Annotated in this window: 16 protein-coding genes; all 16 read left to right on the forward strand. The window is 48.9% G+C overall.

From position 1 onward, the window contains the following. Positions 1–185: 185 nt before the first annotated feature. Positions 186–626 carry a type II 3-dehydroquinate dehydratase gene (gene aroQ / locus KW93_RS04370; RefSeq protein WP_033541756.1) on the forward strand — a complete coding sequence of 147 codons (441 nt, stop codon included), beginning with the start codon at positions 186–188 and terminating at the stop codon, positions 624–626. Further along, positions 623–1690 carry a M24 family metallopeptidase gene (locus tag KW93_RS04375; RefSeq protein WP_327078710.1) on the forward strand — a complete coding sequence of 356 codons (1068 nt, stop codon included), beginning with the start codon at positions 623–625 and terminating at the stop codon, positions 1688–1690. The genes aroQ and KW93_RS04375 overlap by 4 nt, the downstream gene beginning before the upstream one ends. Positions 1691–1707: 17 nt before the next feature. Further along, entirely contained in the window at positions 1708–2271 is a 564-nt protein-coding gene (gene efp / locus KW93_RS04380) for an elongation factor P (RefSeq protein WP_033541757.1), read from the forward strand. Between the two features lie 97 nt (positions 2272–2368). Then, positions 2369–2869, forward strand: coding sequence for an acetyl-CoA carboxylase biotin carboxyl carrier protein (accB, locus tag KW93_RS04385; protein ID WP_033541758.1), 501 nt, complete (start codon positions 2369–2371; stop codon positions 2867–2869). A 17-nt stretch (positions 2870–2886) separates the two neighbouring features. After that, a complete protein-coding gene (gene accC, locus KW93_RS04390; protein WP_033541759.1) occupies positions 2887–4236 on the forward strand; it encodes an acetyl-CoA carboxylase biotin carboxylase subunit in 1350 nt (449 codons plus the stop codon). A 14-nt stretch (positions 4237–4250) separates the two neighbouring features. Then, positions 4251–4649: an Asp23/Gls24 family envelope stress response protein gene (locus KW93_RS04395; RefSeq protein WP_033541760.1), complete on the forward strand. Its 399-nt coding sequence runs from the start codon at positions 4251–4253 to the stop codon at positions 4647–4649. A 137-nt stretch (positions 4650–4786) separates the two neighbouring features. Beyond that, positions 4787–5176 (forward strand): transcription antitermination factor NusB, encoded by a 390-nt coding sequence (gene nusB / locus KW93_RS04400; protein ID WP_033541761.1) that lies wholly within the window; start codon positions 4787–4789, stop codon positions 5174–5176. A gap of 15 nt (positions 5177–5191) precedes the next feature. Beyond that, on the forward strand, positions 5192–6052 hold the full coding sequence (folD, locus tag KW93_RS04405) for a bifunctional methylenetetrahydrofolate dehydrogenase/methenyltetrahydrofolate cyclohydrolase FolD (RefSeq protein ID WP_033541762.1): 861 nt from the start codon (positions 5192–5194) through the stop codon (positions 6050–6052). 84 nt (positions 6053–6136) lie between these two features. After that, positions 6137–7498 carry an exodeoxyribonuclease VII large subunit gene (xseA, locus tag KW93_RS04410; protein ID WP_033541763.1) on the forward strand — a complete coding sequence of 454 codons (1362 nt, stop codon included), beginning with the start codon at positions 6137–6139 and terminating at the stop codon, positions 7496–7498. Continuing rightward, positions 7491–7727, forward strand: a complete 237-nt coding sequence (locus tag KW93_RS04415) for an exodeoxyribonuclease VII small subunit (RefSeq protein WP_033541764.1) — start codon at positions 7491–7493, stop codon at positions 7725–7727. The genes xseA and KW93_RS04415 overlap by 8 nt, the downstream gene beginning before the upstream one ends. Further along, on the forward strand, positions 7724–8602 hold the full coding sequence (locus KW93_RS04420) for a polyprenyl synthetase family protein (protein WP_033541765.1): 879 nt from the start codon (positions 7724–7726) through the stop codon (positions 8600–8602). The genes KW93_RS04415 and KW93_RS04420 overlap by 4 nt, the downstream gene beginning before the upstream one ends. 93 nt (positions 8603–8695) lie before the next feature. After that, positions 8696–10600, forward strand: a complete 1905-nt coding sequence (dxs, locus tag KW93_RS04425; RefSeq protein ID WP_033541766.1) for a 1-deoxy-D-xylulose-5-phosphate synthase — start codon at positions 8696–8698, stop codon at positions 10598–10600. Next, positions 10597–11418, forward strand: coding sequence for a TlyA family RNA methyltransferase (locus KW93_RS04430; RefSeq protein WP_033541767.1), 822 nt, complete (start codon positions 10597–10599; stop codon positions 11416–11418). The genes dxs and KW93_RS04430 overlap by 4 nt, the downstream gene beginning before the upstream one ends. Positions 11419–11520: 102 nt before the next feature. Further along, complete coding sequence (gene ahrC / locus KW93_RS04435) at positions 11521–11970, forward strand: transcriptional regulator AhrC/ArgR (protein ID WP_033541768.1); 450 nt, start codon at positions 11521–11523, stop codon at positions 11968–11970. Between the two features lie 17 nt (positions 11971–11987). Then, complete coding sequence (gene recN, locus KW93_RS04440; protein ID WP_033541769.1) at positions 11988–13685, forward strand: DNA repair protein RecN; 1698 nt, start codon at positions 11988–11990, stop codon at positions 13683–13685. Between the two features lie 35 nt (positions 13686–13720). Beyond that, a complete protein-coding gene (gene spo0A, locus KW93_RS04445; protein WP_033541770.1) occupies positions 13721–14479 on the forward strand; it encodes a sporulation transcription factor Spo0A in 759 nt (252 codons plus the stop codon). The last annotated feature ends 177 nt before the right edge of the window (positions 14480–14656 follow it).

Here is a 14656-nt window from a genome sequence, read left to right on the forward strand (position 1 = left end):
GGCTCAGGCCGCTCCCCGAGGAAAGCGTCCCCCTGGAGCGCAATGATTAAAGAGTTAAATAGTTTCTAATGGAATATAAAAAAGAAATTCAGTATCAGCAACCCACCTCAATTTTCCACTTATAGTTGCTCGATTCTGCTCGTATGATAAAATAATGGAGAAGTTAACGACGGGGAGTGATGAAGATGCGGGTTTTGATACTGAATGGACCCAACTTGAACCGGCTCGGCAAACGGGAGCCGGAAGCATACGGCACGTTTACGCTCGCTGAACTGGAACATGAACTGGAACAATTCGCCTATAAAAATGGCATCGAATTGACCTGCAGCCAGTCGAACCATGAAGGGGAAATCATCGACTGGCTCCAACAGGCCGAACGGCAAAACCTGGACGGTGTCGTCCTGAATGCCGGTGCCTTCACGCATACAAGCGTTGCCATCCGCGATGCCATAGCATCCATTCAGGTCCCTGTTATAGAAGTGCACATATCAAATGTCTACAAACGTGAAGCATTCCGCCACCATTCCTACCTGGCACCGGTTGTGGAAGGGCAAATTACCGGCTTTGGAAAAGATGTATATTTCCTTGGCCTGCATGCCCTGCTTTTACGAAATCAGAGAGGATGAATGGTTTGAAACTGCAAAAATTACGCAATGAAATGACTCAGCACGAAATGGAAGCATTCCTGATTACGAGCGAGTATAACCTCCGCTACATAACAGGTTTCACCGGTTCTTCGGGACTGGCGATCGTCACAACTGACAAAGCGCTGTTCATTACCGATTTCCGTTATACCGAACAGGCGGCAGAGCAGTGCAAAGGTTTTGAAGTGATCCAGGCAAAAACGAATCTGCTGGAAGAAGCTGCAGAGCAGACGAAAAACCTTGGCATAAAGTCGCTCAGCTTTGAACAGGATTTTGTTACATATGCTAATTATGAGCAATACAAGGAAAAAATGGCTGTCGAGCTGAAACCGGTCAGCGGCATCATCGAAAAGATCCGCATGATCAAAACACCGGAAGAAGTGGAAATCCTGAAAGCTGCGGCCAAAATCGCGGATGATGCCTACGAATACATCTGCACTTTCATCAAACCAGGCATGACGGAACTTGAAGTGGCGAACGAATTGGAATTTTTCATGCGCAGGCAGGGAGCGGCTTCCTCTTCGTTTGACATCATCGTTGCATCGGGACATCGCGGAGCATTGCCGCATGGCGTGGCATCCGAAAAAGTGATCCAATCCGGCGAACTTGTCACGATGGATTTCGGTGCTTTGTATAACGGCTATATTTCGGATATCACACGCACGGTGGCTGTGGGCGAACCTTCAGAAAAAATGAAGGAAGTTTACCAGGTCGTGCTAGAAGCGCAGGAATTGGGCGTTGAAAAGATCGGACCGGCCATGACCGGTTTTGATGCGGATGCGATTGGCCGCGACCATATTAAAGCCAAGGGCTACGGCGATGCTTTCGGACATTCCACCGGTCACGGCATCGGGCTGGAAGTGCACGAAGCACCCGGTCTTTCATTCAAATCACAGACAGTCCTTGAACCGGGCATGGCTGTGACGGTCGAACCGGGCATCTATTTGCCGGGTATTGGCGGAGTGCGCATTGAAGATGATATACTGATTACCGAGTCTGGAAACGAAAGACTGACAAATTCTTCAAAAGAGCTGCGCATTTTATAAAAACGGAGGAATAATTTATGATTTCTGTAAACGATTTTAAAACAGGCATGACAGTTGAAGTGGACGGCGGAATCTGGCGCGTGATGGAATTCCAGCACGTGAAACCGGGAAAAGGCGCGGCATTCGTCCGCACTAAATTGCGTAATCTGCGTTCAGGCAGTGTGACTGAAAAGACTTTCCGCGCTGGTGAAAAAGTTGCGAAAGCACAAATTGATAACAAAAAAATGCAATATCTGTATGCGAATGGCGATGTCCATGCATTCATGGATTCCGAAACGTATGACCAGATCGAATTGCCTGAAAAGAGCATCGAGTACGAATTGAAATTCCTTCAGGAAAATATGGAAGTGCAGGTCATCCAGTTCCAGGGCGAAGTGCTTGGCGTTGAATTGCCGAACACGGTCGTATTGGAAGTAGTGGCCACTGACCCAGGGATCAAAGGGGATACGGCAAGCGGCGGTTCGAAGCCTGCGAAACTTTCTACCGGGCTGACGGTTCAAGTGCCTTTCTTCATCAATGAAGGCGATCATCTGATCATCAACACAACAGACGGTGGATCATACGTATCGCGTGCCCAGTAATTTAGTAATGTATAGTGGCCTCCTGAACTGGAGGCCGTTTTTAAAAATTCGGCCTTAATAAAAGAATAAATTTGGTACATAAGGGGAGTAGGGTAATTTGAAAATCCAGGAAATCCGTGAAATTATTAAATTGGTCGATAACTCGTCCATCAATGAATTTAAATATGAAGCAGAAGGCGTTAAAATCAAATTGAAAAAATATGGTGGAGCTGCAACTGAATCAGCAGCCGTGCCGCAGCCGCCGGCAATGCCGCTAACGCCGCAAACTCCAGCAGCACCGGCAGTTCCACAGCCGCAGGCCGAAGAAAAAAAACCGGCTGAACAACAGGCAGAAGCAAGCGAACTGACTGCAGAAGGCACGCATAAAATCCTGTCTCCCATGGTGGGAACTTTCTATCAGTCACCGTCACCGGACGAACCGGCATATGTGCAGGTTGGCGACAAAGTGAAGGCCGATCAGGTGGTCTGCATCGTGGAAGCCATGAAACTGTTCAATGAAATTGAAGCGGAAGTGGATGGGGAAATTGCTGAAATTCTTGTAAAAGATGGACAACTCGTCGAATATGGGCAGCCTTTATTCCTCGTTAAAACAAACTGAGGAAGGGGATTCAAGCGATGAAAAAAGTATTGATAGCGAACCGTGGTGAAATTGCCGTTCGCATCATCCGTGCCTGTAAAGAGATGGACATTCAGACGGTCGCCGTTTATTCGGAGGCGGACAAAGAAGCACTCCATGTTGAACTGGCTGATGAGGCGTATTGCATCGGTCCAAAACTTTCGAAAGACAGCTATTTGAACTTTTCCAATATCATCAGTGTGGCGAAATTGACGAATTGCGACGGGATTCATCCCGGTTACGGATTCCTGGCGGAAAATGCCAGTTTCGCTGAACTTTGCGAAGAATGCGACATCATGTTCATCGGGCCGACATCAGACGCCATTTCCAAAATGGGCACCAAAGACGTCGCCCGTGAAACGATGAGAAAAGCTGGAGTTCCGGTTGTACCGGGTTCAACCGGCATCGTGGCAAGTGAAGAAGATGGCCTTGAAATTGCTGAGAAAATCGGTTTCCCAGTCATCATCAAAGCAACTGCCGGCGGCGGGGGGAAAGGGATCCGGGTGGCAAGAAACCGCGAAGATTTCATTACCGGCCTGCGCATGACGCAAAAAGAAGCAGCTGCGGCGTTCGGCAATCCAGGTGTCTATATCGAGAAGTTCATCGAAGACTTCCGCCACATCGAGATCCAGGTGCTGGCCGATTCGCACGGCAATGCTGTCCATCTCGGTGAGCGCGATTGTTCAATTCAGCGCCGCATGCAAAAACTGGTTGAGGAGGCGCCGTCTCCAGCATTGTCTCCAGAGCTTCGCGCAGAGATGGGTGAAGCTGCTGTTAAAGCTGCACTCGCTGTTGATTACCGTGGTGCCGGAACAGTGGAATTCATCTTTGATGCCGTTAACCAGAAATTCTATTTCATGGAAATGAACACACGTATTCAAGTGGAGCATCCTGTCACTGAAATGATTACGGGCGTGGATCTAATCCAGCAGCAATTGAGAGTCGCTTCGGGTGAAACGCTGAGTTTTGCTCAGGAAGATATCACATTCAAAGGCTGGTCGATCGAATGCCGAATCAATGCGGAAAATCCGGCGAAGAATTTCATGCCTTCAGCCGGCCGCGTCGATATGTATCTTCCGCCGGGCGGCCTTGGCGTCCGCATCGATTCAGCAATGTATCCGGGCTACAGCATTCCTCCGTATTACGATTCCATGGTGGCGAAGTTGATTACGTTCGCTGATACACGTGAGGAAGCGGTAGCTAAAATGAAACGCGCACTTGGTGAATTTGTCATCGATGGCGTGTTCACGACCATCCCGTTCCATTTAAAATTGATGGATCACGAAGTTTTCAAATCAGGGGATTTCAATACGAAATTCCTTGAGAAATACGATGTACTGAATTCCTAGGGAGGAGTGTCATCATGGCTGAAAAAACGAATCCATATGTACGGATGAAATCCACGAACAAACAGAACCTGGGAAATATCGAAGTGGCGCCGGAAGTGCTGGAAATCATTGCAAGCATCGCGGCTACGGATATTGAAGGCGTAGCCAGCATGCGCGGCAATTTTGCAACCGGCGTTGCAGAACGTCTTGGCAAAACGGTGCACGGCAAAGGGGTCAAAACCGAGCTGTCGCCTGAAGGACTGATGATTGATGTTTATTGTGTCATCGATTATGGTGTTTCCATCCCGCAAACCGCACAGAAAATTCAGGAACAGGTACGCCAGACACTCGAAAATATGACGTCGCTGCAAACGCAGGAAGTGAACGTCCATATTACGGGCATCCAGTTCGAAACCCAGCAGCCCTTAGATTAACCTGAAAGCCGGTCCAGACACTGAATGGTGTGGGCCGGCTTTTCTGATTATTTTCGGAACATTTCAAACATGGAAGTTCAGGCGTATTATCTGTATAATGAGGAATAATCAGCAGTGAAAAGGAGATCGGGTTTACTATGAAACGACATGAAGCACGCGAAAAGGCACTCCAGACCTTATTTCAATTGGATGGCACAGAGTTGACGATCGAAGAAGCGGCAGAACATGTAATGGCCGGCGATAAAGATAATTTTTATACGCTTCTTGTTGAAGGCACGCATACAAATATGAGCGAAATCGATGAAAAACTGAGAGGCCATCTTGAGAACTGGTCGCTGGAGCGATTGCCGAAAGTTGAGCGCACTATCCTGCGCATGGCCGTTTTCGAATTGTCTTATATGGAAGATGCCCCGTCACGCGTAATCATGAATGAAGCGATTGAACTCAGCAAAACATTCGGCGATGAAAAGTCAAGCCGATTCGTTAACGGCGTTTTATCAAAATTCACAGGTGAACAACAAAATTAATCTGGGGGTATCATCATGTCAGCCACATTAATCGACGGAAAAGCAGTTAGCCGGAAAATCAAAACACAAATTGCAAAGCGGGTTGAACAACTGGCTGCCAAAGGGATTGTTCCTGGACTGGCGGTAGTATTGATCGGCGACGATCCGGCTTCCCATACATATGTCACAAGCAAGAAAAAAAGCTGTGAAGCTCTGGGAATGCGCTCAGATCTGCTGCACTTTCCAGCTGAATTTTCTGAAGAGGAACTGCTCAGTGAAATCAGCCGGTTGAACCGGGATCCCGAAATTCACGGAATCCTGGTTCAATTGCCGCTTCCGGAGCATATCGATGAATTTAAAGTGATTGTAGCCATTGATCCGGAAAAGGACGTCGATGGCTTCCACCCTGTCTCTGTAGGCAATATGATGATCGGCCGGGAAGCATTTTTGCCTTGTACGCCGCATGGCATTATAAAGTTGCTGGAAGAATATGGTATTGACCCAGCCGGGAAACATGCTGTTGTCATCGGCAGAAGTAATATTGTCGGAAAACCAGCAGGCCAGCTGCTGCTCCAAAAAGACGCAACTGTTACGTATTGCCATTCCAGAACAATTGGTTTGACTGATTACACCAAGCAGGCAGACATTCTAATATCAGCTGTAGGGCGTGCAAAATTTCTTGGTAAAGAAGCTATCAAAAAAGGGGCAGTTGTCATAGACGTCGGCATGAACCGGGATGAAAACGGGAAATTATGCGGGGATGTAGATCTTGCCGATGTACTGGAAACAGCATCATTTGTAACACCGGTTCCTGGAGGCGTCGGGCCCATGACGATAGCCATGCTGATGGAAAATACGCTTCTTTCCGCTGAAAGGGGATTAGCGGAGACAAAATGACTCCGAGCATGTAAAATAATATAAAACAAGGCTGTTTTTCGAAAGAAAGACAGCTTTTTAATATGGCAGATAGGGGCTGAAAACTTGACGTCCGACCCATACTTAAGTGTAAAAGCGTTAACGAAATACATAAAAAAGAAATTTGATGCTGATCCCCATTTGCGCGATGTCTATGTAAAAGGGGAGCTTTCGAATGTGAAAATACATACGAGCGGCCACATATACTTTACATTAAAAGACAGTTCCGCCAGACTGCCAGCCGTCATGTTCGCGGCCAGTGCCCGTTCGGTGAAATTCAAACCCGAAAGCGGAATGACCGTATTGATCCGCGGAGACGTTACGGTCTATGAGGCATCCGGCCAGTACCAGCTCTATGCGCAGTCGATGCAGCCGGATGGCATAGGCGATTATTACCTCGCATTCGAACAATTAAAAAAGAAACTTTCAGCAGAAGGTTTTTTCAACGCCGCCCATAAAAAGCAGCTGCCGAAGTTTCCTGAAAAGATTGCGGTTGTGACTGCGCCGACCGGAGCCGCGGTAAGAGACATCATCATCACGCTGAACCGTCGCTACCCGCTGGCGAAAGTCACCATTTTCCCGACGCTTGTGCAGGGTGAGCAGGCAACAAGATCGATTGTCCAGTCGATTCAGGCTGCCAACCAATCCGATTTTGATGTCATGATCGTCGGCCGCGGAGGCGGTTCGATCGAAGACCTCTGGGCATTCAATGAGGAAGCTGTAGCCAGAGCGATTTTTGATTCGCACATCCCGATCATTTCTGCAGTCGGCCATGAAACGGACACGACAATCGCGGATTTCGTCGCAGATCTGCGGGCAGCGACGCCTACTGCGGCGGCAGAACTTGCTGTTCCCAGCCGGGCAGAACTGCTTGACCGAGTGATTACCCAGCAAAGAGGCATGTTCCGCATCCTGTCAAATATGCTCCAGCAGGAGAAAACCGCGCTCCACAAACTGTCCACTTCGATGCCGCTCGCCTACCCGGACCGTCTGTACCGTCCGTTTATCGAGAGGGTTGAACGCGCTTCGGATTCACTTCAGCGTGAAGTGCTGCAGCATCTTAACCGCTCGCGGGAACGTTTTGCCAACCTCGACCGGCAGCTGGCCAGCCGCATACCGCTTCAGCGGATCAGGCAGGCGGAAACAGAAACTGCCGGTCTGCAAAAACGGCTGGAGCAATCCGCACTGCAGACAGTGAGCAACGATAAAATGAAATTATCATCCGCCATCCGTACACTGGATGCGCTGAGTCCATTAAAACTGATGGAAAGAGGCTATACGATTCCATACAAAGATGGTGCCGTCGTTAAAAGCATCCATCAGGTGGAAGCCGGTGACAGACTGACAATTACAATGCAGGACGGTATAGTGGAAGCTGCCGTCATCAATACGATCCCAACTACAGAAGGAGAGCATTCGAATGGCTGAAAAAGAAATCATGTTCAATGATGCGATGCAGCAACTGGAAGAAATCGTCCGCCGATTGGAGCAAGGGGATGTACCTCTTGAAGAGGCGCTGACTTTATATCAAAAAGGCATGGAGCTGTCGAAAGTCTGCCACGACAAATTGCAGAATGCCGAAGAACAGCTCGTCACGATGATGAAAGACGGCAAAGAAACTCCTGTTGACATCGGAAAGGACGGTACGGCGAAATGAAGCTGAAAGAATTCCGCAATTATTACGAACCTTTGATCCAACAGGAACTGGCCGAGCAGATTGCTGTTCTGCAGATACCGACTTCCCTGAAGGAATCCATGAATTACTCGCTGCAGGCAGGCGGAAAACGCATCCGCCCGATTCTGATGCTTGCCGTCATGCACGAGCTTGGCCACAACCATCCGGATGCGCTGAAAGTTGCCGCAGCCATTGAAATGATCCATACCTATTCATTGATCCACGATGATCTGCCGAGCATGGATGATGATGATCTGCGGCGCGGCATGCCGACCAACCATAAAGTCTTCGGCGAAGCTGTCGCCATTTTGGCGGGAGATGCGTTGCTGACCTATAGCTTCGGTCTGGTTTCACGGCTGGAAAATGTCTCAGGCGATGACAAGATCCGCCTTATCGATCTGATGAGCGTATCATCCGGCGCGGAAGGAATGGTCGGTGGCCAGATCCTTGACATAGAAGGCGAAGAGAAAAAGCTGACACTTGAAGAACTGGAACAGGTGCATCGCCTGAAAACCGGGGCTTTATTGACGTACAGCATTTTGGCGGGTGCGATACTTGCAGAAGCCGATTCCGAGGCCATGTTGGCATTGTCGAAGTTCGGTGAACATCTGGGGCTGGCATTCCAGATCCGGGACGATATCCTGGATGTCACCGGCACTTCTGAAGAGCTCGGCAAAACGGCCGGAAAAGATGAATCCAGCGACAAGAGTACATATCCAGGCATCCTGACGCTGCCGGGAGCCCAAGAAAAACTGGATTACCATGCATCCGAAGCGCTGGCTGCGATTCAGGTGCTGGACGGAGATATGGAGCTGCTGAAAGAATTGACTGCGATGATTGTCGAGAGAAAAAGCTGACCATAGGTGCTCCCGTTTGTACATTCGCGGACAATTGATATAATGTAGAGAGAAATAAAGGCGGAAAAATTTTTAAAAAAGGTGTGTGATGGAATGGATCTTCATACGATTACTAGTCCATCTTTCTTAAAAGAGCTGGATAATAAGCAGCTCGTCCACTTAAGTGAAGATATAAGACGATTTTTAATAGAAAATTTATCGAAAACCGGCGGCCACATCGGTCCGAACCTGGGTGTAGTCGAATTGACGATTGCCCTTCACCGTGTGTTTGACAGTCCAACAGACAAACTGATCTGGGACGTCGGGCATCAGTCCTATGTCCATAAAATCCTTACCGGAAGAGCTTCGCAGTTTGATACGCTCCGCCAATTTAAAGGTCTTTGCGGTTTCCCGAAGCGCAATGAGAGCGACCATGATGTCTGGGAAACCGGCCACAGCTCGACTTCATTGTCAGCGGCAATGGGCATGGCTGCGGCCCGCGACATCAAAGGAATCAAAAACCATGTCATTCCGATCATCGGTGATGGTGCCCTGACTGGCGGAATGGCCCTGGAAGCCCTGAACCACATCGGACATGCCAATACGGATATGGTCGTCATCCTGAATGACAACGAAATGTCGATTGCCCCGAATGTCGGCGCGCTGCACTCAGTGCTGGGAAGAATGCGTACAGCAGGCAAATACAATAAAGTCAAAGACGATCTTGAGTATCTTCTTAAGAAAGTTCCGGCTGTCGGCGGCAAAATTGCTGCTACTGCGGAACGGGTCAAAGACAGTTTGAAATACCTGGTGGTTTCGGGTATGTTTTTCGAAGAGCTTGGGTTTACGTATCTTGGACCTATCGATGGCCATGATCTGGAAGAACTGGAAGATAACCTCCTGTACGCCAAAAAAGTCGGTGGACCGGTGCTGCTGCATGTCATTACAAAAAAAGGCAAGGGCTTCCTGCCTGCCGAGCAGGATAAAATCGGCACTTGGCACGGAACCGGCCCTTATAAGATTGATACGGGCGATTTGGTTAAATCGTCATCCACTGCGCCTTCGTGGAGCGGTCTGATTGCGGAGACCGTCCGAAAACTTGCGCGTACCGACGAACGGATTGTCGCCATCACGCCGGCGATGCCAGTCGGTTCGAAACTTGAAGGCTTCGCCTCGGAATTTCCTAAACGATTTTACGATGTGGGAATTGCTGAACAGCATGCCACCACAATGGCAGCCGGTCTTGCAACCCAGGACATGAAACCTTTCCTTGCCATCTACTCGACATTTCTTCAGCGCGCCTATGATCAGGTAGTGCATGATATCTGCCGACAGAACCTCAACGTCTTTATCGGCATTGACCGCTCGGGGCTTGTAGGGGCAGACGGCGAAACGCATCAGGGTGTATTCGATGTCGCTTTCCTGCGCAATTTGCCGAATATGGTCGTCATGATGCCGAAAGACGAAAACGAAGGCCAGCATATGGTGAAAACAGCCATTGAATATAACGGAGGTCCAATTGCATTGCGTTATCCGAGAGGCAACGGCCTCGGTGTGCCAATGGATGAGCAGCTGGAAGCTTTGCCGATCGGCAGCTGGGAAGTGCTGAAAAAAGGCGGAGATGCCGTCATCCTTACTTTCGGGACAACGATCCCGATGGCGATTGATGCTGCAGCCAGACTTGCGGAAGAAGGCATCCAGGCAGAAATAGTCAATGCGCGGTTCATCAAACCGATGGATGAAGAGATGCTCCATTCAATCTTCAAACGCAATGTTCCGGTTCTGACGCTTGAAGAAGCCATCCTTCAGGGAGGCTTTGGCAGCGCGGTTCTTGAGTTCGCTCATGACGAAGGCTATCATGATGCCATTATTGACCGCATGGGTATACCGGACCAGTTTATCGAACACGGCGATGTAGCCGAGCTGATGGATGAAATCCACTTGAACAGCAACGAAGTTGTCAGCAAAGTGAAAAACCTGATTCCAGAAAAGACGCAGGCAGGCTTCAAAGCGCTATGAATAAAATAAAGAAAGAACGTGTTGATGTGCTCCTGGTCGAAAGGGGAATATGTGAAACACGTGAAAAAGCGAAACGCGCCATCATGGCCGGAATTGTTTATTCCGGTACAGAGCGCATGAATAAACCTGGAGAGAAGATTGCTTCCGATGCTCCTCTTCTGATGAAAGGCAATGGCTTGAAATACGTCAGCCGGGGCGGCTTGAAACTTGAGAAGGCGCTGGGTGAGTTCGATCTTTCGGTAGAAGGAAAACTGATGCTGGATATCGGCTCTTCAACAGGCGGTTTTACCGACTGTGCCCTGCAGAACGGCGCGGCACATTGCTATGCGCTCGATGTGGGGTCCAATCAGCTCGCCTGGAAAATCAGGCAGGATGAACGGGTGACCGTCATGGAACGGACGAATTTCCGCCATTCCAAACCTGAGGATTTCACCGAAGGGCTGCCTGAATTCGCCAGCATCGATGTGTCCTTCATTTCACTGAAAATCATACTGCCTGTACTGAAAACGATTCTTGTGCCCGGCGGCGATGTCATCGCCCTCGTGAAACCTCAATTTGAGGCGGGCAGAGAAAATGTCGGTAAAAAAGGCATTATCCGCGACCCGAAAATTCATCAGGAAGTCTTGATGAAAGTCGGCGGCTTTGCCGCGGAAGCCGGTTTCCATATCCGCAATATGTCTTTCTCCCCGATAACCGGCGGGGAAGGCAATATCGAATTTCTGTTTCATCTGCAATCCGCACATGTAGATGAAGAAATCAAACCGGCAGCGGAACCGGCAGTGGCCCGGATTGTCAGGCTGGCCCACGAAAATCTATAGCAGGAGAACACATTCCCAAGGGCATGTGTTTTCTTGTTTTTACAGACATTTAAGGTTACGATATAGAAGATATAGAATAATTATTCATTCAGGGGGCACATTATGAATAAAGGACAACGCCATATTAAGATCCGTGATCTCATCTCGAACCGTGAAATTGAGACACAGGATGAGTTGGTGGATTTATTGAAAGCTGCCGGATACGATGTGACGCAGGCCACCGTTTCCCGTGATATAAAAGAACTGCATCTGGTGAAAGTGCCTCTGCAGGACGGCCGCTACAAATACAGTCTGCCGGCAGACCAGCGCTTTAATCCCATGCAAAAACTGCATCGCGCCTTGACGGATGCTTTTGTGAGTATAGACGGCGCCAGCCATTTCCTCGTGATGAAAACGTTGCCGGGGAATGCCCATGCAATCGGTTCGCTGATCGACCATTTGGACTGGCCGGAAATTCTTGGCACGATCTGCGGCGATGACACATGCCTGATTATATGCAGGGATACCGAGCAGCGTGATGTGTTAAAACAGCGATTAATTGAGATGCTTTGATGAAGAGGTGAAATGGCATGCTTCGCGAATTGGATATTAGAAACTTTGCTATTATAGATAATCTGACAGTCAGTTTTACCGAAGGCCTTACTGTTTTGACCGGGGAAACGGGTGCCGGCAAATCGATCATCATCGACGCTGTCAATTTATTGGCAGGCGGCAGAGGCAGCCAGGAGTTTATTCGCCATGGAGCGGCGAAAGCCGAAATTGAAGGGCTTTTCTCCATCGAAGATCCGAAACATCCGGTGTTCCGCAAAATGGATGAGCTGGGAATCGACGCTTCCGAAGGCGATGTGTTACTGCGCCGGGAATTGAATGATAAAGGGAAGAATGTCTGCCGGATCAACGGTAAGCTTGTGACCATCTCCATTCTACGTGAAGTGGGCGGTGCTCTCATCGACATCCACGGCCAGCATGAGACGCAGGAATTGATGGATGAAAAAAGGCATCTTCATTTATTGGACCAGTATGCCGGGAAAAGCCTTCATAAAGCGAAAGCCAGTTACACGGACACGTACGAAAAGTTCATAAAGCTGAAGCGGGAATTTTCTTCCTATAATGAAAATGAGCAGCAGATTGCCCAGCGCATCGACCTGCTGACATTTCAGCTGAGGGAAATTGAAGCTGCTGAACTGGTTGCCGGGGAAGAAGAGGAATTGACGCTGGAGCGCAAAAGACTTCAGAACTTCAATAAAATCTTTGAATCGGTATCTGCTGCCCATGAAGCGATACAAGGTGAATCGAAAGGCCTGGACTGGGTGGGGTCGGCGATGTCGGAACTGGAACACGCCGCTTCTGTGGATGAATCATTCCAAAGCCATTCCGAATTGGTCAGCGGTGCTTTTTATCAGCTGCAGGATACATCCACTGAGATTAAAAGAATGCTGGATGACATGGAATTCGATCCTTCCCGGCTCAATGAAATCGAACAGCGCCTGGCAGCAATTCAAGCCTTGAAAAGAAAATACGGGGCTTCAGTTGAAGATATCCTGCTTTACCATGAAGCGCAGACAGATGAGCTTGATAAATTGATCAACCGCGATCAGCGGCTGCAGCTTGATCAGCAGAAATTGAAGGAATTGACGGAAGACCTGAAAGTCGAGGCGGAAGAGCTGACCCTGCTGCGGAAAAAAGCGGCTGTGAGGCTGAGCAAAGATATAATGGAGCAGCTCCGGGAACTGCATATGGGCAAAGCGTCATTCAGTGTTGTCTTTGAACCGTATGCGCAGGGGAAATTCGACCGCAACGGCGGCGATTCCATCGCTTTCCATATTTCGACAAACCTTGGTGAACCTTTAAAACCTTTGACCAAAGTCGCTTCAGGCGGCGAATTATCCCGTATGATGCTGGCATTAAAAACGATATTCTCGAAGCACCAGGGCATCACTTCCATCATTTTTGATGAAGTGGATACCGGTGTCAGTGGACGTGTGGCGCAAGCGATTGCTGAAAAAATCGCTGCGATTTCCGTGCATTCCCAGGTGCTGTGCATTTCTCATCTTCCACAAGTGGCAGCCATGGCAGACCAGCACCTGTTCATTGAAAAAAAGGTCGAGAAGAAACGGACGATTACTGCTGTCCATGAACTGGACGGCCAGGAACGCACCGAAGAGATGAGCCGGATGCTGTCCGGAGCAGAAATTACGGAATTGACGCTGCAGCATGCGGATGAACTGCTGAAGCTTGCCAAAGACCGGAAGCTGGCGCTTAGATAGAACTCCACCAGGCAATAACGGGAGGAAGAGATGGAATGGAAAAGATACAGATCGCCATTGCCGATGATAATCGCCAATTGGCGGAAATGATTCAGACATATTTGAATGCCCGCCCCAATATGGATGTAGTTGCTGTGGCCCATAATGGCAGGGAATGCATCGAGATGCTGAAAAAGCAGCAGGTGGACATTCTTATATTGGACAATATTATGCCGTTTCTCGATGGCATCGGTGTACTTGATGCCATAAAAGGTGAAAAAGATCTGGAACAGGTGAGGGTGATCATGCTGTCCGCGTTCGGCCAGGAAGATCTGATGAGCCAGGCGGCCAAAAACGGAGCTTCCTATTTCATCATGAAGCCATTTGAACTTGAGCGGCTGGCATTGCAGATTGAACATATCATGGAGCAGCAGCCGCCTGTACAGGAAGTGAAGGATGACCCAATCACTGCTGTCATAAAGGAAGTCGGCATCCCGGCCCATATCAACGGCTATATCTACATGAAGGAAGCAGTCAGTCTTGTACTGGAAGATCCGAACATTATTTATAAAGTCACCAAATCATTATATCCGGGGATTGCTGCTAAATTCGATACCGCTTCGACACGCGTGGAGCGGTCGATCCGCCACGCCATTGAACTGGTATGGAACCGGGGGGATGTAAAAAAAATTGCGCAGACTTTCGGCTACAGTGAAGAACATCTAAAGAACCGGCCGTCCAATTCAGAATTCATCGCCATGCTGTATGATACGGTCAAGAAAAATATGGAACAGGAAAAACAGGATGCAGAATAACTGTTTAGCCATTTCCAATAAGAAAAGCGTCCGCCTGAATTCGGCGGACGCTTTTCTTATGTCTTTTCGTGTGTCTAGACTCCAGCGGCCCAGACTCTCGAAGTCATAAGCCACTTTGGCTGCGCGGCTTATCGTGTTAAAGATTCCAATATGCTCCTGCATCGCTGCGCTGCTTCG

Origin of the sequence: Planococcus sp. CAU13 (assembly GCF_000775575.1) — a bacterium.
Classification (GTDB): Bacteria; Bacillota; Bacilli; order Bacillales_A; family Planococcaceae; genus Planococcus.

Excerpts from the sequence above, each read along its gene's own strand:
- spo0A (WP_033541770.1), top strand. The coding sequence starts at position 13,721 with ATGGAAAAGATACAGATCGCCATTGCCGATGATAATCGCCAATTGGCG.
- recN (WP_033541769.1), top strand. The coding sequence starts at position 11,988 with ATGCTTCGCGAATTGGATATTAGAAACTTTGCTATTATAGATAATCTG.
- accC (WP_033541759.1), top strand. The coding sequence starts at position 2,887 with ATGAAAAAAGTATTGATAGCGAACCGTGGTGAAATTGCCGTTCGCATC.
- KW93_RS04375 (WP_327078710.1), top strand. The coding sequence starts at position 623 with ATGAATGGTTTGAAACTGCAAAAATTACGCAATGAAATGACTCAGCAC.
- dxs (WP_033541766.1), top strand. The coding sequence starts at position 8,696 with ATGGATCTTCATACGATTACTAGTCCATCTTTCTTAAAAGAGCTGGAT.
- KW93_RS04430 (WP_033541767.1), top strand. The coding sequence starts at position 10,597 with ATGAATAAAATAAAGAAAGAACGTGTTGATGTGCTCCTGGTCGAAAGG.
- nusB (WP_033541761.1), top strand. The coding sequence starts at position 4,787 with ATGAAACGACATGAAGCACGCGAAAAGGCACTCCAGACCTTATTTCAA.
- KW93_RS04420 (WP_033541765.1), top strand. The coding sequence starts at position 7,724 with ATGAAGCTGAAAGAATTCCGCAATTATTACGAACCTTTGATCCAACAG.
- folD (WP_033541762.1), top strand. The coding sequence starts at position 5,192 with ATGTCAGCCACATTAATCGACGGAAAAGCAGTTAGCCGGAAAATCAAA.
- aroQ (WP_033541756.1), top strand. The coding sequence starts at position 186 with ATGCGGGTTTTGATACTGAATGGACCCAACTTGAACCGGCTCGGCAAA.
- ahrC (WP_033541768.1), top strand. The coding sequence starts at position 11,521 with ATGAATAAAGGACAACGCCATATTAAGATCCGTGATCTCATCTCGAAC.
- KW93_RS04395 (WP_033541760.1), top strand. The coding sequence starts at position 4,251 with ATGGCTGAAAAAACGAATCCATATGTACGGATGAAATCCACGAACAAA.
- efp (WP_033541757.1), top strand. The coding sequence starts at position 1,708 with ATGATTTCTGTAAACGATTTTAAAACAGGCATGACAGTTGAAGTGGAC.
- KW93_RS04415 (WP_033541764.1), top strand. The coding sequence starts at position 7,491 with ATGGCTGAAAAAGAAATCATGTTCAATGATGCGATGCAGCAACTGGAA.